Below are 15,177 nucleotides of genomic sequence, written 5' to 3' on the forward strand. Positions count from 1 at the left end.
TTCAGTCCGAGGCAAGTTTTTCGGGGGTTCAGAGGGTTGGAGGTCGAGCCGAGACCTGAAGTGCGATCGGATGTTGATATTGTCTCGCGACGCCCGGTCCGCACTGGTGCGAAAAGTGGGTGTAAGGTGGGTGTGACGAAACCGCACCGAATGAGAGGTGGCTCATGAGCGTTCCAATGATGAACAAGATGCACATGAACGGGTATGACGTGGTCAGCGTGAACAACGGTCCATGGCGGGTCTGCACCCAGGGCGATCGCCTGGCAGCCTTTGGCAGTCGGGAAGAGGCGTTGGCTTTCGCGGCCGCCTTGCCCGGCTACAAGGCTCGCGCTAAGGCGCCTGCGACCCGCTGATTTTATTGCGGCTGATGGTCTTGGCCTTCACTTCCTCGGCGTAACCTGCGAGCCGTTGTTCATCGCCTTGAAACAGGTCGCATAACCGGTGGACCGCCTGCGCATCGACATCGTTGCCTGACTGGCGCAGGTGTTCCGCCAGGCGCAACAACTCCACCGCCGACCATCTCAGGTCGGAGGCGATGCCCTGCAAATCCCGTCGTAGTTCGTTTTCAGATTCGTTGAGCCACATGACCGTCTCCTGAACATTTCCAGCTACGAAATTTTAGTCCCGAATTGCAGGGCGACGAGCTACATTTTCCTTTTTCAGATAAGGAAGCATGATGCGGACTTTGATGGCGGGAATCGTAGCGGGGTTGTTGACAGGGTGCTCCTTGCCCGCCTCGGTGGTACCGGGCGAGCCAAACCTCAGCAAATACAGTGAAAAGGCGCCAAAAGAGTACGCCGCCTGCGTGTTGCCGGCCTGGCAGAAGGAAGTGCCCAAAACGACGCAGATCGGAATCTCCAACGGCTATCGGATCAAGGCGCCCGGCATGATCATGGCCGATGAGATTCTCGAGATCGTCAAGTCGAAGGACGGCAGCCGGGTATCGCTGTATCAGGGGCCGCCGTGGGCCAAGTCGGGCGCGTTGCGCGAAGCTGTTCGCGATTGCCTGTGAGGTTCAGCCGGTGACGTCGGTCGCCGGGATCAACTGATCGTCCCTGGCCGGGCTGGCACTGCTTTTGCGGTCCCGCCGGTCGTTGAGCCACTCGTCGACCTTGCCATTGAATTCGGCGGGCGCCTTGCGTCCCACTCGCCGGGCCAGATCAAGAATCGTCTGTTGGGCCAGTGCCTCCTCCATGCGTTTTTGCGCGGTCAGCATGACGGCATGGATGGAGCAGTGGCCAGCCGTGGCCCAATCGGGCGTGCAGCCTTCGAACAGGGCACAACGCCCACGAATTTCGCGGCATTCAAAAATGTTCTTCTGTCCGTCGATGGCATTGACGATGTCGAGCACGCTGATCTCGTCGGAAGGCCGCGCCAGCTTGAACCCGCCGCGCACGCCCTCGGTCGCCACCACCAGCTTTGCCTTGGCCAGCTTTGTGAAGATTTTTGCCAGATAGTCTTGCGGCACGCCTTGCAGCTCCGCCAGATCGCGCACGCTCGCCTCACGGGTGTCGCCGCAATTGCCCACCAGATAAATCAGGCAGTGAATGCCGTACTCAACGCCCGCGCTGTAAAGAGACATGTCAATCTCCGACTAATGTTGTCGTAAATGTTAGCAGCCGTAAGCTTGGCAGGCAATGAGCGATGTTGCCCATAGCGGACTGGTGCGCGTGGAAGGCCATCTGTATCCGGGCATCGATGCAGGTGATAGTGATCATCGTTAAAAACCGATTGCTTTAGAAAACTAGGATCAATACAGTCGTAGTTGTTCGGTCGGCGCTGACAGTGCTCGACCTTCTGACAATCATTTGATCGGCCCTCTCGGAGCGTTAAAGATGAAGCAGCACATCCTGGTAATCGGTGCAGGTTTTGGTGGCATGTGGACGGCGTTGAGCGCCACTCGCCTGTTCGATATCCATGACCGCAACGATGTGGCAGTCACTGTCCTGGCCCCGCAGGCCGAGCTGCGCGTACGTCCGCGTTTCTATGAGCCTGATGCCCACCAGTTGGCGGCGCCGATTGGCGACCTGCTCGATGCCGTTGGCGTGACGTTCATCAAGGGCGCTGCCGAAACCATCGACGTCGCGCAAAAACGAGTGGGCTACATCGATGCTTCCGGTGCCAAACAGGTGTGCAGCTACGACAAACTCGTTCTGGCCACCGGTAGCCGTCTTGCTATCCCGCCCACCAGCGGTGTGGTCGAGCACGCGTTCGACGTCGACCAGATCGAGCAGGCCGTGCGCCTGGAGAACCATCTGAAATCCCTGGCCAGCCTGCCGCAAAGCAAAGCGCGCGACACAGTCGTGGTCGCCGGTGGCGGTTTTACCGGGATTGAAACGGCGACCGAAATGACCGCACGTCTGCGGGCGATCCTCGGTGAGCAGGCCGACATCGACGTGATCATCGTTGATCGCGGTGAGAAGATTGGCGGCTCGATGGGGGCGGAAATTGCCAAATCGATCGAAGAAGCCAGTATCGAAACCGGCGTGAAATGGCACCTGAAGGCGTCAGTGGAATCCGTGGATGCCAACGGCGTCAATCTGAGCGACGGCCAGCGTATCGAGACCCGGACAGTGGTCTGGACCACCGGCGTGCGCGCCAGCTCGCTGACAGAGCAGATTCCGGCAGAGCGCGATCACCTCGGTCGCCTGCACGTGGACAGCCATTTGAAAGTCATTGGCCAGGACGACATCTTCGCCACCGGCGACGTGGCCTACGCCGCCTCCGACGACATTGGCAACCACGCGCTGATGACGTGCCAGCACGCGATCATGCTGGGTCGCTACGCCGGCAATAACGTTGCCGCACAGATCCTGGGGGTGGATGCGCTGCCGTACAGCCAGCCCAAGTACGTCACTTGCCTGGACCTCGGGGCCTGGGGCGCGGTGTACACCGAGGGTTGGGATCGCCAGGTGAAACTGGTCAAGCAGGAGGCCAAAAATCTGAAGACCCAGATCAACACCGTGTGGATCTACCCGCCGGCGGCCAACCGTGAAGCCGCCTGGGCCGCCGCCGATCCGCTGATCCCGATCGCCTGATCCCACCCCATCTGTAGGAGCGAGCATGCTCCGGGCGGCGTTCCGACGATGGTCGTTAACGATAACTCGGCGCATCTGATGCCACGCGGAGTTCTTGCGACCATCGCGAGCATGCTCGCTCCTACAGGGGGGGGCTTGCTTGCGTGAAATAACATCTGTATTTTTTCATGAAATTTAAACAAATAAATTTCATGAGCCCTCCGCATGTTTCTGCAATCCACCCAGCATGTCGCCAGCTACTACGCCCACGCCTGCGCTGATCACCTGGTCGAACGTGCCGCTCTTGAAGGCGAACACGACACCGAGGTGTTGATCATCGGTGCCGGTTTCAGCGGGCTGCACACGGCGCTGCGACTGGTTCAGGCCGGCAAGCGCGTGACGCTGCTGGAGGCCAGTCGCGTGGCATGGGCGGCGTCGGGGCGTAATGGCGGTCAGGCGATTCTCGGCTGGTCGTGCGACATGCCGCCGCTCGAGTCGGCGCTGGGCTACGAGCGGGCACGGCGGCTATGGGACGGCATGCGCTGGGCCGCCCAGGAATTGCGCGCTTTGCCTTCACGGCATGAATTCGATTGTGATTACCGCCCCGGTCATCTCTGGACGTCAGTGCTGCCGCGCCGCGTGGGGCTGCTGACGGAATGGCAGCACGAGGCCGCCCACAAGTGGGGGCATGAGGGTTTGCAGTTCATTGCCCGCGAGCAGTTGCCCGACTGGGTCGCCAGCGAGCGTTACCAGGCCGGCCTGTTCGATCCCGAAGGTGGGCACCTCAATCCCCTCAAGCTGGCGCTCGGCCTGGCAGCAGCCATCGAGGGTGCGGGAGGGTGCATTCATGAGCAGAGCAAGGCGCTGAGCTATCGCGAAGAAGGTGGCGGGTATGTGGTCACTACTGAGCACGGCCGTATTCGCGCCGATGTGCTGGTCCTGGCCTGCAACGCCTACCTGGATCGGCTCGACCCGCAACTGTCGAGCTGCGTGTTGCCGGTCGGCACCTATCAGGTGGCGACTGCGCCACTCCCGCCAGCACAGGCCGCCGCGCTGCTGCCGAGCAATGTCTGCGTCACCGACAACCAGTTCGTCCTCGATTATTTCCGCCGCACGCCTGACCACCGTTTGCTGTTTGGCGGTGGCTGCACCTACCTGGGTGGCATGCCGAGAGACATCGCGGCAGCAACGCGTCCTTTCCTGGAGCGGGTGTTTCCTCAGCTCAAGGACGTGGCGCTGGAGTTCGCCTGGGGCGGGCATATCGATCTCACGCTCAAGCGCACGCCGGATATCGGTCGACGCGGCGATCTCTACTGGCTTCAGGGTTACTCGGGGCACGGCGTGCTGCCGACGTTGGCCGGCGCCCGTGCTGTTGCCGACGCGATACTCGGCCAGCCGGATGAGCTCGCGTTGTATCAGGGCCTGGTCAACGGCCGTTTCCCGGGCGGCAAGTACATGGCGGCGCCGCTGGAAGCCATCGGCAAGGCCTGGTATCGGTTGCGCGACAGCCTTTGAACCGCACATTTTCTGGAAGCATTTCGATGGACAGGCAAGAAGAAATCTCGGCGCTGGCAATCCTGATCCAGGACCTGCGCAAACACAAAAAGTACACGCTCAAGGAACTGGCGGACAAGATCGGCCGCTCGGTGGGCTTTCTCTCCCAGGTCGAGCGTGGGCTCTCGCGGCCGACGGTGGCGGACTTGACCGCCATCAGCGAAACCCTCGGTGTGCCGACCACTTATTTCTACAGCCTGCCCAAGCCCATGGCCCTGCCGTGGGTCACCCGCCCGGACGAGCGCCGCACGCTGTATTACGCCGACGGCATCACCGACATCCTGGTGTCGCCGAAAATGCGCGCGTCGTTCTCGATGCTCGAAAGCCAGCTCGAGCCAGGCGCCAGCAGCGGCGACCGGCACATGAAAGACAGCTCGGAGCAGGGCGGATACGTGCTCGAAGGGCAACTGACAGTGTGGCTGGATGACGATCAGCCAGTCACCCTCAAGGCCGGGGACAGTTTCCAGCTCGCCAGCCATGCCCATTGCCGCTACGGCAATCTCTCCGATCAACTCACCCGGGTGCTCTGGGTCTACACCTGACAACAACAAGGAACGCAATGATGGATGCTGTCTGTTCTGAACTGGTTGCCGAAGTGCGCACGTTTCGCCAGCGCCACCCGGACGTGCGCTACGTCGACCTGATTTCCCTGGACATTCCCGGGCACTTCTACGGCAAGCGCTATCCGATCGAGATGCTCGAAAAAGTCGCCGCCGGCAGCGCGCTCAAGCTGCCGCAGAACTGCGTTTTGCTCGGCGCCCAGGGCGGTTTGTTCAAGATTGGGGACTATTGCTTCAACGACGGTGACCCCGATGCCCCACGTCGTCTGGTGCCGGGCACGCTGAAAATCGTCGATTGGGAAAAGCAGCCCCTGGGCCAAATGCTGATCACCTCCAGCGGTACCGAAAAACCCATCGTTTTCGAGCCACGGGAAGTGTTGGCGCAAGTCCTGGAGCGCCTGGAGCGCAAAGGGATCTTTCCGGTGGTGGCCTTCGAGCTGGAATTCTATTTGTTCGATCGCCAGTTACGTGACGGCTTGCCGCAGTTTGCACGGGATTCGCTGACCGACGATGCGGATGATCAGCCAAACATGCACATCGAGCGACTGACGCGCTTCTCGCCGGTTCTGGATGAAATGGTCGAGACCGCGCGCGCGCAAGGCATCGACACCACGGTGATCACCGCCGAGCTGGGCCCTGGCCAGTTCGAGATCAACTTCGGCCACCTCGACGACGGGCTGCGGGCTGCTGATTGGGCAGCCCTGTTTTGCCGCAGCACCCGCGGCGTGGCGATGAAACACCACTACCGGGCCAGCTTCATGGCCAAGCCGTACCTGCAGCACCCCGGCAGCGGCATGCATGTGCACGTCAGCCTGTACGACAAGGCAGGCAACAACCTGCTGGCGGCGAACGGCCAACAGCCGCTGCGCCATGCCGTGGCCGGTTGTCTGAAACTGTTGCCCCATTGCATGCCGATCTTCGCGCCCAACCACAACGCCATGCGTCGCTTGAGCGGCACCACCAATGTCGCCACCCGCGCCAGTTGGGGCTTCGAAGACCGGGATGCGTGCGTGCGGGTGCCTGAGTCGGACCCGGATAATTTGCGCATCGAGCATCGCCTCGCGGGTGCCGATGCCAACCCGTACCTGGTCCTGGCAGCGATCCTGGCGGGGTTGGAGTTCGGGCTCGAGGCCAAGCAGGAACCCATCGCGCCCCTCAACCAGGACCGCAGCAGCGGCGTCGACTTCCCGTTGGAGATGTTGGAGGCCGTGCGCGCCATGCAAGACCACGAGGCGGTGCGGGAGGGATTGGGCGCAGAATTCGTGAAGGTCTACTGTGAAAACAAGCGCCAGGACCATTTGGCGTTCCTGCAGGACATCAGTGCCCGTGAGTACCGCTGGTTCCTGTAAACAGACCATCCGTCGCGGCACAGCCTTAAAAAATGTGAGGATATATAAGGGGTTAACGGTTTTTTTAACCATGTGGTGAGCTAAAACATATTGTTACATGGTGAAAATAACCGTAACATTCGGCCCGCGTTCACCACCACGGTTTATGCATTTTTAGATCCCGGGCTTCCATCAGCTGCCCGGGATTTTTTTTGCCCGCTGTTGGCAGGAGAGGGCGCAAACCTCCTCCAGCGTTCCGGGCCGTGACAGATTTTTTTTTGAAATCAAGGGGTTGTCAGCCCCGGCAAATCAGTCCATAATTCACGCCATCGAAAGCACTGACCGCTTAAAAAGCTCAATGTTTTCAAGGAGTTAGATCTAGAATCTACTCCAGGTTTGTACGCCTTTGATGTTGCTTCACATAACATCGAATGCATTGGGGCCGAGTAGCAAAATGGTTATGCAGCGGATTGCAAATCCGCCTACGCCGGTTCGATTCCGACCTCGGCCTCCACTTTAAAATAGCTCCGTAGATCGATGATTTACGGAGCTTTTTTATTTGCATTGCCTGCAAGATTTAGTCTTGAAAAGGGCATTGGCAAACTTGCTTCACCCGGACGGGATGTATATATTTCGTCCTCTGCTGCACCTGCGTCAGAACTGACAGCGCAAGCGTCTGCCAGCCCTCCGACCGCATTACCGCGCTACCGCCCGAATGGCGAAACTGGTAGACGCATGGGACTTAAAATCCCCCGCTCGTAAGGGCGTGCCGGTTCGATTCCGGCTTCGGGCACCATCTTGAAAACAAGGGTTTGCGGGCGAAAGCACGCAAACCCTTGTTTGTTTCCGGTCCGTCATTCGGAAGCCGCTTCGCGTCTTACTTGCTGAGCAGGCTTTCATATGGAATGCGAAGGCCGTTGTGCAGTCGTTTGATCATGGTCAGGCTAAGCGAACGTTTGTGGTTCAACACTTCGGACACGCGCCCGCTGGGGCCAATAAACGGTTCCAGATCCCGGGCATTCAATCCTTGCTGTTCCATTGTGAATTTGATGGCCTCTACAGGGTCGCTTGGCCCGATCGGGTAGTGCGCAACTTCATACTTTTCGATAAGCATCGAGAGCACCTCAAGTTCGTCACTCTCCGCAGATCCCGCAGCCGCTCCCCAAATCTCCTCAAGGCGCGCAAAGGCTTTATCGAGCTCTTCGTCGCTACGAATCGGTTTAAGGTTCATCACACTGTCTCCACGTTGATTTGATCGTACTGCGCGTGTGTGCCAACGAACTTGACCCTGGCAATCTGGAGGCGGTAGTCGATGGCCGCCACCAGTCGGTACTTGTTGCCGGCAATATTGAACAGGACTCTGCCGCCCTTGACGACGCTTGCTGTACGGAGATCGGCTTTGAGTCCTTGTGGATTATCCCAAGTCACCTTAAGCATCATATTGTGCCATTGCGTGAGTGGTCGCTCAGCATCGTTTTTCACCTAAACGAAAGGCTGGCCCGAAAAGCCGCGAGGCAAGCGCTGAAGTCCGGCCATGGTGCTGAGACGTTCGACCCAGGCCGTGCGCCAGTCATTGGTGACATGAGTGGCATTGGCATTGCGCGAAGCATTTCGCGCGGCGCGTCTTGCTGCGTTGCGCTGGTCTTTACGGGCATTTTTGAATGCGTCGGTGTTCCGGCAGCTTCGGCATTTCACCCGATTCAATTCAGTGCTCGAAGTGAGCTTGCTGCCCTTGTGACCGCAGGCCAGGTGCCCGCCCGTTTTGAAATGAGTAACCATCGCAGGACTCCTTCGTGACGTGTCCCTGTTCGACCATTCCCGGTCTGTGAGGTTCGGGCAAGGAGAAATGGGCAGCGGGCAAAAGACGGGCAAAAAGAGACCCGCATGCGGGCGGGTCGGGGTATTGCAAAGGAGTGAGTTCACTGTAGAGGGTGAAATGTGAAAGCGACGTGAAATGCACAGGCAAAAAAATACCGACGTCAGCCGGGTTGGGGATAAGCGATAAACGGCAGGCAAGGTTGCGCACGGTGAAAAGCGCTCACCGTTCACATACCCCGCATCGGCCCGTGCCGGATGTCATTTGAACCGGGGCAGCGGCCGGTCGACAGGTTTGAGCGAGGACAGGGTATTGCGGATCAGCGGGGTGTCCTTCTCGATGTCGTTCAGGCGATCGCGGATTCTGAGCGCGGTGGGGTGGCCACCTTGATGATCGACCCAATCGGCGATTTCCTTGCAGGCTGCCGCCAGACGCACCTGACGCGAGTCGAGCAGGGTGAGCAGGGTGGTGATGGACTCTTTTTCGGACATGGAAAACCTCCGTTCAAGAAACCTTTCAATCAAAAAGCCCGCAGGAGGCGAGCTTTTGCCGTTGCTGGTCCTTCAGCTCCTTCAGTATAGACCCGGTCTTCAACCTTGCCGGGCGGTGACGCGTGAGCGGGCATTGAGCTGCTGGCAGACACGCTGGGCATCGCTCTCATCGTCATAGCCATCACCGATGAAACCGTGGGTGCGGGTATCGGCGACTCGATACCAGACGGCGGCGTGAGGGGGAAGGTGTTCGCTTTCCCCGGCTCGGCGGCCATGGATGATGATCTTGTTGCAGCGTTTGACAACGAAAATGTCTTCCATGGCTTCACCGACGCTTATTTCTGTCACATCTACTATAGAAGCGTTGGGTGATCGTGCAAAAAATGCACGGTCACTTCGTCGGTTGAGCGGCTTCGATCATCTGTTCCAGATACATCGCCAGCCCCACTTCCTCGGCCCGCAGGCCCTTGCGCGTTCTTGGGCGGGGCAGCGTCGCCAGTGCTCCGAGCAGGAAGCCCTCAAGCACGGCCGGGTGGATGTAGCATTTGCGACAGACTGCCGGAGTGTTGCCCAGTTGCCGGGCGACGCTCTTCACCATGTCCACGACGTGGCGCTTGGCGTCCGACTCCGGCTCCCATTGCAACTCGCGCAGCACCGCCAGCGCCAGTGCGCTGCCGGCCCAGGTGCGGTAGTCCTTGGCGGTAAAGTCGGCACCGGTGAGATCCCGCAAATAGGCATTTACATCGGACGAACTCACGGTGTGCCGCTCGCCGTTTTCATCCAGGTACTGAAACAGGTTTTGTCCGGGGATTTCCTGGCAGCGCTTGATGATCCGCGCCAGGCGTCGGTCCTTCACGGTGATCTGGTGTTCGATGCCGCTCTTGCCGCGAAACTGGAAACGGATCGCGGTGCCATTGACCTCCACGTGACGGTTGCGCAGGGTGGTCAGCCCGTAGGAGCGGTTGTCCCGAGCGTATTGCGTATTGCCGACGCGAATCAGCGTCGCATCGAGCAGGGAAATGACCGTGGCCATGACTTTGTCGCGACTGAAACCCGGTGCATCCAGCAACACTTCCAGCTGCCGGCGCAACTTGGGCAAGGCGAGCCCGAAGTCGCGCAGGCGTGCGTATTTGTCGGCATCGCGCACTTCGCGCCAGCGCGGGTGATATCGGTATTGCTTGCGTCCTCGTGCATCGCGCCCGGTGGCTTGCAGGTGCCCGCGCGGGTCGGCACAGATCCAGACATCGGTGTAGGCCGGGGGAACGGCGAGGGCGTTGATGCGCTTCACTTCGTCGGGATCGGTAATGCGTTGGCCGGCGGCGTCGAAATAGCAGAACTTGCCGCGCAGTTTCCTGCGTGTCAGGCCGGGTTGGGTGTCATCGACATAATGCAGGTCGGGCGGCAGTGCATCGAGCGTTACGGCGTCGGGCATGGCGGTTGTCCTTGGCTACGAATCAGGGGCCGTTACAGCCATTGACCACGCGCCGTTGCCGTCGTGCCAGCGGATTTACGCCAGTACCGCCACGGCCTTGATTTGCGCCCAGAGCTGCTGGCCGGGATGCACCTGCAATTGATCCCGGGAGTAACGGGTGATCCGTGCCAGCAGCGGTGTGCCGGCCGCGTCCAGGCGGATCAGCACGTGGGCCGCGTTGTCCGCGCCCATCTCGCTGACTACGGTCACCGGCAGGCGATTGAGGATGCTGCTTTGCTCGGCGCCGTGCAGGCTCAGGCTGACGTCCCGCGCCTGCACCTTGCAGCGAAGTGCCTGGCCGACAGCCATGGGCGTATGGGTGACGCGAATGCTCAAGGCGGTGGCCGGCAATTGCAGGGTCAGCAACTGATAATCGGCGTCATACGCACTGACGTGGCCTTCGATCACCACGCCGGCGTCGTCTCCCAGGGCCAGCGGCAAGTCGAGGCGTGCCAGGGTGGCGCCAATGGGACCGCTGGCCAAAGCTTTGCCATCGCTGAGCAGCACGATGTGGTCGGCCAGCCGCGCCACTTCGTCCTGGGAGTGGCTGACGTACAGCACCGGGATGTCGAGTTCATCGTGCAAGCGTTGCAGGTACGGCAGGATCTCACCCTTGCGTTTGGCATCCAGCGCCGCCAGCGGTTCGTCCATCAGCAGCAATTGCGGGCTGGTCAGCAGGGCGCGGGCGATGCCGACGCGCTGGCGTTCGCCACCGGACAGGTGCTGGGGATGCCGGTCGAGCAGGTGGCCGATGCCCAGCAACCGGGTGGCATGCGCCATGTCGACCCGGCGCTGCTGTTTTGCAATGCGCTTGAGACCGAACTCCAGGTTGGCCAGCACCGACAGGTGCGGGAACAGGCTGGCTTCCTGGAACACGTAGCCGAGTGCACGCTTGTAGGGTGGGACGAACACCTTGCGCTCGCTGTCCTGCCAGACTTCATCGTTGACCTGGATGAAACCCTGTTCGGCCCGTTCCAGGCCGGCGATGCAGCGCAGGCAGGTGGTCTTGCCCGAGCCGGAATGGCCGAACAACGCCGTGACGCCTCGGCCCGGCAGTTGCAAATCCACATCCAGGGCGAACCCCGAGTAACTCAATTTCAAACGCGTATGAATCATCGATCAGCTCCAGCCTGCTTTGGTTTTGCGGCTGGAGTAGAGCGCCAGCAACACGGCGAACGAGAACACCAGCATGGCCCCGGCCAGCCAGTGGGCCTGGGCATATTCCATGGCTTCGACGTGATCGTAGATTTGCACCGAGACCACTCGGGTCTTGTCCGGGATGTTGCCGCCGATCATCAGCACCACCCCGAACTCGCCAACGGTGTGGGCGAAGCCGAGAATGGCCGCGGTGATGAAACCGGGCCGGGCCAGGGGCAGGATGACGCTGAAGAACACGTCCCAGGGGTTGGCGCGCAAGGTCGCGGCGACTTCCAACGGGCGGCTGCCGATGGCGGAAAAGGCATTTTGCAGCGGCTGGACCACGAACGGCATCGAGTACAGCACCGAGCCAATCACCAGGCCGGCAAAACTGAAACTCAGGGTGCCCAGCCCCAGCGATTGAGTGAACTGGCCAACGAAGCCGTTGGGGCCGAGCGCCAGCAGCAGGTAAAAACCAATCACCGTGGGTGGCAGCACCAGGGGCAGGGCGACGATCGCCCCGACCGGGCCGCGTAGCCAGGAGCGGGTGCGCGACAGCCATAACGCAATCGGAGTACCGATGATCAGCAGGATGACCGTGGTCAGGGATGCCAGCTTCAGGGTCAACCAGATGGCGGAAAAATCGGCACTCGTCAGGGTCATTTAGATTTCATAGCCGTAGGACTTGATGACGGCAGCGGCTTTAGGACTCTTGAGGTAGTCAACCAGCGCCTTGGCGGCCGGATTGTCCTTGCCCTTGTTGAGAATCACCGCGTCCTGCTTGATCGGATCGTGCAGGCTGGATGGGACGATCCAGGCCGAACCGCTGGTGACTTTGCCGTCTTTATAGATTTGAGACAAGGCGACGAAGCCCAGTTCGGCGTTGCCGGTTGAAACGAACTGGAACGCCTGGGTGATGTTCTGGCCCTCGACGAGCTTGTCCTTGACCTTGTCGGTCAGTCCCTCTTTGGCCAGAACCTGGGTGGCGGCGAGGCCGTAAGGCGCGGTTTTCGGGTTGGCGATCGACAGGTGCTGGTACTGGTTGTCGGCCAGCACCTTGCCTTGGGCATCGACGTAGCCTTCCTTCGCCGACCACAACGCCAAGGTGCCGACGGCATAGGTGAAGCGTGAGCCCTTGACCGTGTCGCCTTCGGTTTCGAGTTTTGCCGGGGTGGTGTCATCGGCCGACAGGAACACTTCGAACGGTGCGCCGTTCTTGATCTGGGTGTAGAACTGGCCGGTCGCGCCAAACGAGGTGACCAGTTTATGCCCGGTGTCTTTCTCGAAGTCGGCGGCGAGGGCCTGGATCGGTGCGGTGAAGTTGGCGGCGACGGCCACCTGGACTTCGTCGGCATGGGCGCCGGCGATAGCGAATACGGCGAGCAGCGGGGCGAAACGTAAGGCACGAATGGTCATGAACGGCTCCGTGGAAGGCAGTAAAACAGGGGGGGGGTAACTCGCTATGTAAAAAACTATATAGCGAAATGCCTGCAAACGGAATCCATCGGGTGCGTCCAATTGAACCCTGTAGCCGCCAGCAGTGGCGGCTACAGGGCTTGCATCAAGTGCGTGTCAGCTTCGCCAGACCTTGCTCGGCGAGGTGCCGGGTCAATTCGGCAGTGGACATTTCGACCGATAACGGGAACGCCTGCCCGGCCCAGAGATTGGCGAACTGCGCCTCGCCCTTGGCCCGCAGCGGCAGCAACGCGCCGCCGGCGAGCGGAAAGGCCGGCGCCTTGTCGCTCATGGGGCCGATTTCGCGCATCACCCGATTGAAAATGCCCCGTGCCGGACGACCGGTGAACAGGTTGGTGAGCGCGGTGTCGCTTTCTTTCGCCGTGCGCAAGGCCTGGTGGTGGGAGGCGCTGACCTTGGCCTCCGGCGTGAACAGGTACGCCGTGCCCACCTGTACCGCCGAAGCGCCCAGCACGAACGCCGCTGCGACACCTCGTGCATCGGCAATGCCGCCAGCGGCAATCACGGGCACTTTCACGGCGTCGACGATTTGCGGCAGCAGGGCAAACAGGCCGACCTGGCCACTGATGTCGTCGGTGAGGAACATGCCGCGATGGCCCCCAGCCTCATTACCCATGGCGATGATCGCATCGCAGCCATGCTGTTCCAGCCAGATGGCCTCTTCGACCGTGGTGGCCGACGACAACACCTTGGCCCCGGTTGCCTTGACGCGATCCAGCAGGGATTGCTCGGGCAGACCGAAGTGGAAACTCACCACCTCCGGCCGTAGCTCTTCAACGATCTTGCAGGTCGCATCGTCGAAGGGCGCGCGATTGGACACGGGCGTGGGGGCATCGAAGTCCACGCCCAATTCACGGTAGTAGGGCTCCAGCAGAGTTTTCCACGCTTGTGCGCGTGGCTCATCGGCGGCAGGCGGCTGGTGACAGAAGAAGTTGACGTTGATCGGTCGCCGGGTCTGCTGGCGGATGGTCTTGAGGTCTTCGCGCAATTGTTCGGTGCTCAGCATCGCGGCGGGCAGCGAGCCCAGGCCGCCAGCCTCGCTCGCGGCGACCACCATGGCGATGCCCGTGGCGCCAGCCATGGGGGCCTGGATGATCGGCAGTTCGATCCCCAGCAGATCGATTATTCGGGTGTCTGGCCAGTGGCTCATTGCAGGGTTCTCCGACGTCAAAACAGGGCAGGGACGGTAGTGCGGGATTTTTTAACAGAAATTATGGGCGTAATACCAATCGAGTTTTTGTATGGGCCGCTCCCACCCGGTCATTTGCCAAAAGTCGGGTATGGCAAACAATGAAGCTGTGCTATTCCATTACAGCCCATTCATAACCAGCCGGAGACAGCCATGTTCCAGGGGATTCTGATCGACAAGGACGACAGCGGTTACCGCGCCACGCTGCAACAGATCAATGACGATCAACTGCCCGAGGGCGATGTGACGGTGCGTGTGGCCTACAGCACGTTGAACTTCAAGGACGGCCTGGCCATCACCGGCAGCAGTCCGGTGGTGCGCAAGTTTCCGATGGTGCCCGGCATCGATCTGGCGGGGACCGTCGAAGTCAGCGGGCATCCGGACTACAAGGTCGGTGATCAGGTCGTACTCAACGGCTGGGGCGTCGGCGAAGGGCATTGGGGTGGCCTGGCGCAAAAGGCGCGCCTCAATGGCGACTGGCTGATCCCGTTGCCCCGGGAGTTTACCCCCGCCCAGGCCATGGCCATCGGCACGGCCGGTTACACGGCGATGCTGAGCATTCTGGCGCTGGAACATAACGGCGTGACGCCGGAACAGGGCGAAGTCCTGGTGACCGGTGCCAACGGGGGAGTCGGCAGTTTCGCCATCGCTTTGCTCAACAAGCTCGGTTACCGGGTGGTGGCGTCCACGGGGCGTACTTCGGAACACGACTACCTCAAGCGCCTGGGTGCCAGCGACATCATCGACCGTGCGACCCTGTCCGAGCCCGGCAAACCCTTGGTCAAGGAGCGCTGGGCGGCGGTCATCGACTCGGTGGGCAGCCACACCCTGGCCAACGCCTGCGCCAGCACCAGGGCCAATGGCACGGTCGCCGCCTGTGGTCTGGCCCAGGGCATGGATTTTCCGGCGTCGGTCGCCCCGTTCATCCTGCGTGGCGTGGCGCTCGCCGGGATCAACAGCGTGACCCAGCCCAAGGCCAAGCGGATTGTGGCGTGGAACCGACTGGCCAAGGACCTGGATTTTGCGCTGCTGCCACTGATCAGTCACGAAATCGGCCTGAGCGAAGCGATCGAGGCAGCACCGCGCCTGCTCGCCGGCCAGTTGCGTGGCCGGGTGGTGGTGGATGTGAACCGCTGAT

General features: G+C 60.8%; 19 protein-coding genes and 2 tRNA genes. 9 read left to right on the forward strand and 12 right to left on the reverse strand.

The genetic code is table 11. The annotated features are described in order from the left end of the window. Positions 1 to 164: 164 nt before the first annotated feature. Complete coding sequence (locus QIW53_RS01420) at positions 165 to 353, forward strand: DUF2188 domain-containing protein (protein WP_371047919.1); 189 nt, start codon at positions 165 to 167, stop codon at positions 351 to 353. On the opposite strand, the gene QIW53_RS01425 is transcribed toward QIW53_RS01420, so the two are convergent. Next, the gene (locus tag QIW53_RS01425) at positions 331 to 585 is read right to left on the reverse strand and encodes a hypothetical protein (protein WP_371047920.1); all 255 of its coding nucleotides are present in this window, start codon (positions 583 to 585) and stop codon (positions 331 to 333) included. The two genes, QIW53_RS01420 and QIW53_RS01425, sit on opposite strands and share 23 nt — an antisense overlap. 91 nt (positions 586 to 676) lie before the next feature. Here QIW53_RS01425 and QIW53_RS01430 point away from each other — a divergent pair, with 91 nt between their 5' ends. Beyond that, positions 677 to 1,012: a hypothetical protein gene (locus QIW53_RS01430; protein ID WP_371047921.1), complete on the forward strand. Its 336-nt coding sequence runs from the start codon at positions 677 to 679 to the stop codon at positions 1,010 to 1,012. A gap of 3 nt (positions 1,013 to 1,015) precedes the next feature. Here the strand turns inward: QIW53_RS01430 and QIW53_RS01435 are convergent, their stop codons facing one another. Next, positions 1,016 to 1,582 carry an RrF2 family transcriptional regulator gene (locus tag QIW53_RS01435; RefSeq protein WP_371047922.1) on the reverse strand — a complete coding sequence of 189 codons (567 nt, stop codon included), beginning with the start codon at positions 1,580 to 1,582 and terminating at the stop codon, positions 1,016 to 1,018. A 253-nt stretch (positions 1,583 to 1,835) separates the two neighbouring features. Here QIW53_RS01435 and QIW53_RS01440 point away from each other — a divergent pair, with 253 nt between their 5' ends. The 6 genes from QIW53_RS01440 (at position 1,836) to QIW53_RS01465 (ending at position 7,255) form a co-directional block, all read left to right on the forward strand. Next, positions 1,836 to 3,038: an NAD(P)/FAD-dependent oxidoreductase gene (locus QIW53_RS01440; protein WP_371047923.1), complete on the forward strand. Its 1,203-nt coding sequence runs from the start codon at positions 1,836 to 1,838 to the stop codon at positions 3,036 to 3,038. 204 nt (positions 3,039 to 3,242) lie between these two features. After that, the gene (locus tag QIW53_RS01445) at positions 3,243 to 4,532 is read left to right on the forward strand and encodes an NAD(P)/FAD-dependent oxidoreductase (RefSeq protein ID WP_371047924.1); all 1,290 of its coding nucleotides are present in this window, start codon (positions 3,243 to 3,245) and stop codon (positions 4,530 to 4,532) included. A 26-nt stretch (positions 4,533 to 4,558) separates the two neighbouring features. Further along, positions 4,559 to 5,113: a helix-turn-helix domain-containing protein gene (locus tag QIW53_RS01450; RefSeq protein WP_371047925.1), complete on the forward strand. Its 555-nt coding sequence runs from the start codon at positions 4,559 to 4,561 to the stop codon at positions 5,111 to 5,113. A gap of 20 nt (positions 5,114 to 5,133) precedes the next feature. Next, on the forward strand, positions 5,134 to 6,480 hold the full coding sequence (locus QIW53_RS01455; RefSeq protein ID WP_371047926.1) for a glutamine synthetase family protein: 1,347 nt from the start codon (positions 5,134 to 5,136) through the stop codon (positions 6,478 to 6,480). Between the two features lie 419 nt (positions 6,481 to 6,899). After that, positions 6,900 to 6,973, forward strand: a tRNA-Cys gene (locus QIW53_RS01460). A gap of 195 nt (positions 6,974 to 7,168) precedes the next feature. Then, positions 7,169 to 7,255, forward strand: a tRNA-Leu gene (locus tag QIW53_RS01465). 81 nt (positions 7,256 to 7,336) lie between these two features. On the opposite strand, the gene QIW53_RS01470 is transcribed toward QIW53_RS01465, so the two are convergent. From QIW53_RS01470 to QIW53_RS01515, 10 genes are all read right to left on the reverse strand, one after another. Then, a complete protein-coding gene (locus QIW53_RS01470; RefSeq protein ID WP_371047927.1) occupies positions 7,337 to 7,690 on the reverse strand; it encodes a helix-turn-helix domain-containing protein in 354 nt (117 codons plus the stop codon). Beyond that, complete coding sequence (locus QIW53_RS01475; protein ID WP_371047928.1) at positions 7,690 to 7,941, reverse strand: type II toxin-antitoxin system HigB family toxin; 252 nt, start codon at positions 7,939 to 7,941, stop codon at positions 7,690 to 7,692. Before QIW53_RS01475 ends, QIW53_RS01470 begins: the two co-directional genes overlap by 1 nt. Continuing rightward, the gene (locus QIW53_RS01480; protein WP_371047929.1) at positions 7,942 to 8,238 is read right to left on the reverse strand and encodes a hypothetical protein; all 297 of its coding nucleotides are present in this window, start codon (positions 8,236 to 8,238) and stop codon (positions 7,942 to 7,944) included. A gap of 297 nt (positions 8,239 to 8,535) precedes the next feature. Beyond that, entirely contained in the window at positions 8,536 to 8,766 is a 231-nt protein-coding gene (locus tag QIW53_RS01485; RefSeq protein WP_192308472.1) for a hypothetical protein, read from the reverse strand. 99 nt (positions 8,767 to 8,865) lie between these two features. Beyond that, complete coding sequence (locus tag QIW53_RS01490) at positions 8,866 to 9,087, reverse strand: hypothetical protein (RefSeq protein WP_371047930.1); 222 nt, start codon at positions 9,085 to 9,087, stop codon at positions 8,866 to 8,868. Positions 9,088 to 9,157: 70 nt separating this feature from the next. After that, positions 9,158 to 10,198 carry a DNA topoisomerase IB gene (locus QIW53_RS01495; protein ID WP_371047931.1) on the reverse strand — a complete coding sequence of 347 codons (1,041 nt, stop codon included), beginning with the start codon at positions 10,196 to 10,198 and terminating at the stop codon, positions 9,158 to 9,160. A 75-nt stretch (positions 10,199 to 10,273) separates the two neighbouring features. Further along, positions 10,274 to 11,353, reverse strand: a complete 1,080-nt coding sequence (modC, locus tag QIW53_RS01500) for a molybdenum ABC transporter ATP-binding protein (protein WP_371047932.1) — start codon at positions 11,351 to 11,353, stop codon at positions 10,274 to 10,276. Between the two features lie 3 nt (positions 11,354 to 11,356). Further along, positions 11,357 to 12,037 carry a molybdate ABC transporter permease subunit gene (modB, locus tag QIW53_RS01505; RefSeq protein WP_371047933.1) on the reverse strand — a complete coding sequence of 227 codons (681 nt, stop codon included), beginning with the start codon at positions 12,035 to 12,037 and terminating at the stop codon, positions 11,357 to 11,359. Beyond that, positions 12,038 to 12,790 carry a molybdate ABC transporter substrate-binding protein gene (gene modA / locus QIW53_RS01510; RefSeq protein WP_371047934.1) on the reverse strand — a complete coding sequence of 251 codons (753 nt, stop codon included), beginning with the start codon at positions 12,788 to 12,790 and terminating at the stop codon, positions 12,038 to 12,040. Between the two features lie 145 nt (positions 12,791 to 12,935). Beyond that, a complete protein-coding gene (locus QIW53_RS01515) occupies positions 12,936 to 14,000 on the reverse strand; it encodes an NAD(P)H-dependent flavin oxidoreductase (RefSeq protein ID WP_371047935.1) in 1,065 nt (354 codons plus the stop codon). Between the two features lie 192 nt (positions 14,001 to 14,192). Between QIW53_RS01515 and acuI the strand changes: the two genes are divergently transcribed. Continuing rightward, positions 14,193 to 15,176 (forward strand): acrylyl-CoA reductase (NADPH), encoded by a 984-nt coding sequence (gene acuI, locus QIW53_RS01520; RefSeq protein WP_371047936.1) that lies wholly within the window; start codon positions 14,193 to 14,195, stop codon positions 15,174 to 15,176. The last annotated feature ends 1 nt before the right edge of the window (position 15,177 follow it).

Origin of the sequence: Pseudomonas fluorescens, from assembly GCF_041354075.1 — a bacterium.
In the GTDB taxonomy this organism is placed as follows: domain Bacteria; phylum Pseudomonadota; class Gammaproteobacteria; order Pseudomonadales; family Pseudomonadaceae; genus Aquipseudomonas; species Aquipseudomonas fluorescens_CE.

Excerpts from the sequence above, each read along its gene's own strand:
- QIW53_RS01440 (WP_371047923.1), top strand. The coding sequence starts at position 1,836 with ATGAAGCAGCACATCCTGGTAATCGGTGCAGGTTTTGGTGGCATGTGG.
- modB (WP_371047933.1), bottom strand. The coding sequence starts at position 12,037 with ATGACCCTGACGAGTGCCGATTTTTCCGCCATCTGGTTGACCCTGAAG.
- QIW53_RS01420 (WP_371047919.1), top strand. The coding sequence starts at position 165 with ATGAGCGTTCCAATGATGAACAAGATGCACATGAACGGGTATGACGTG.
- QIW53_RS01430 (WP_371047921.1), top strand. The coding sequence starts at position 677 with ATGCGGACTTTGATGGCGGGAATCGTAGCGGGGTTGTTGACAGGGTGC.
- QIW53_RS01445 (WP_371047924.1), top strand. The coding sequence starts at position 3,243 with ATGTTTCTGCAATCCACCCAGCATGTCGCCAGCTACTACGCCCACGCC.
- QIW53_RS01470 (WP_371047927.1), bottom strand. The coding sequence starts at position 7,690 with ATGAACCTTAAACCGATTCGTAGCGACGAAGAGCTCGATAAAGCCTTT.
- QIW53_RS01425 (WP_371047920.1), bottom strand. The coding sequence starts at position 585 with ATGTGGCTCAACGAATCTGAAAACGAACTACGACGGGATTTGCAGGGC.
- QIW53_RS01485 (WP_192308472.1), bottom strand. The coding sequence starts at position 8,766 with ATGTCCGAAAAAGAGTCCATCACCACCCTGCTCACCCTGCTCGACTCG.
- QIW53_RS01515 (WP_371047935.1), bottom strand. The coding sequence starts at position 14,000 with ATGAGCCACTGGCCAGACACCCGAATAATCGATCTGCTGGGGATCGAA.
- QIW53_RS01435 (WP_371047922.1), bottom strand. The coding sequence starts at position 1,582 with ATGTCTCTTTACAGCGCGGGCGTTGAGTACGGCATTCACTGCCTGATT.
- QIW53_RS01450 (WP_371047925.1), top strand. The coding sequence starts at position 4,559 with ATGGACAGGCAAGAAGAAATCTCGGCGCTGGCAATCCTGATCCAGGAC.
- QIW53_RS01490 (WP_371047930.1), bottom strand. The coding sequence starts at position 9,087 with ATGGAAGACATTTTCGTTGTCAAACGCTGCAACAAGATCATCATCCAT.
- modA (WP_371047934.1), bottom strand. The coding sequence starts at position 12,790 with ATGACCATTCGTGCCTTACGTTTCGCCCCGCTGCTCGCCGTATTCGCT.
- QIW53_RS01455 (WP_371047926.1), top strand. The coding sequence starts at position 5,134 with ATGGATGCTGTCTGTTCTGAACTGGTTGCCGAAGTGCGCACGTTTCGC.
- modC (WP_371047932.1), bottom strand. The coding sequence starts at position 11,353 with ATGATTCATACGCGTTTGAAATTGAGTTACTCGGGGTTCGCCCTGGAT.
- QIW53_RS01480 (WP_371047929.1), bottom strand. The coding sequence starts at position 8,238 with ATGGTTACTCATTTCAAAACGGGCGGGCACCTGGCCTGCGGTCACAAG.
- QIW53_RS01495 (WP_371047931.1), bottom strand. The coding sequence starts at position 10,198 with ATGCCCGACGCCGTAACGCTCGATGCACTGCCGCCCGACCTGCATTAT.
- acuI (WP_371047936.1), top strand. The coding sequence starts at position 14,193 with ATGTTCCAGGGGATTCTGATCGACAAGGACGACAGCGGTTACCGCGCC.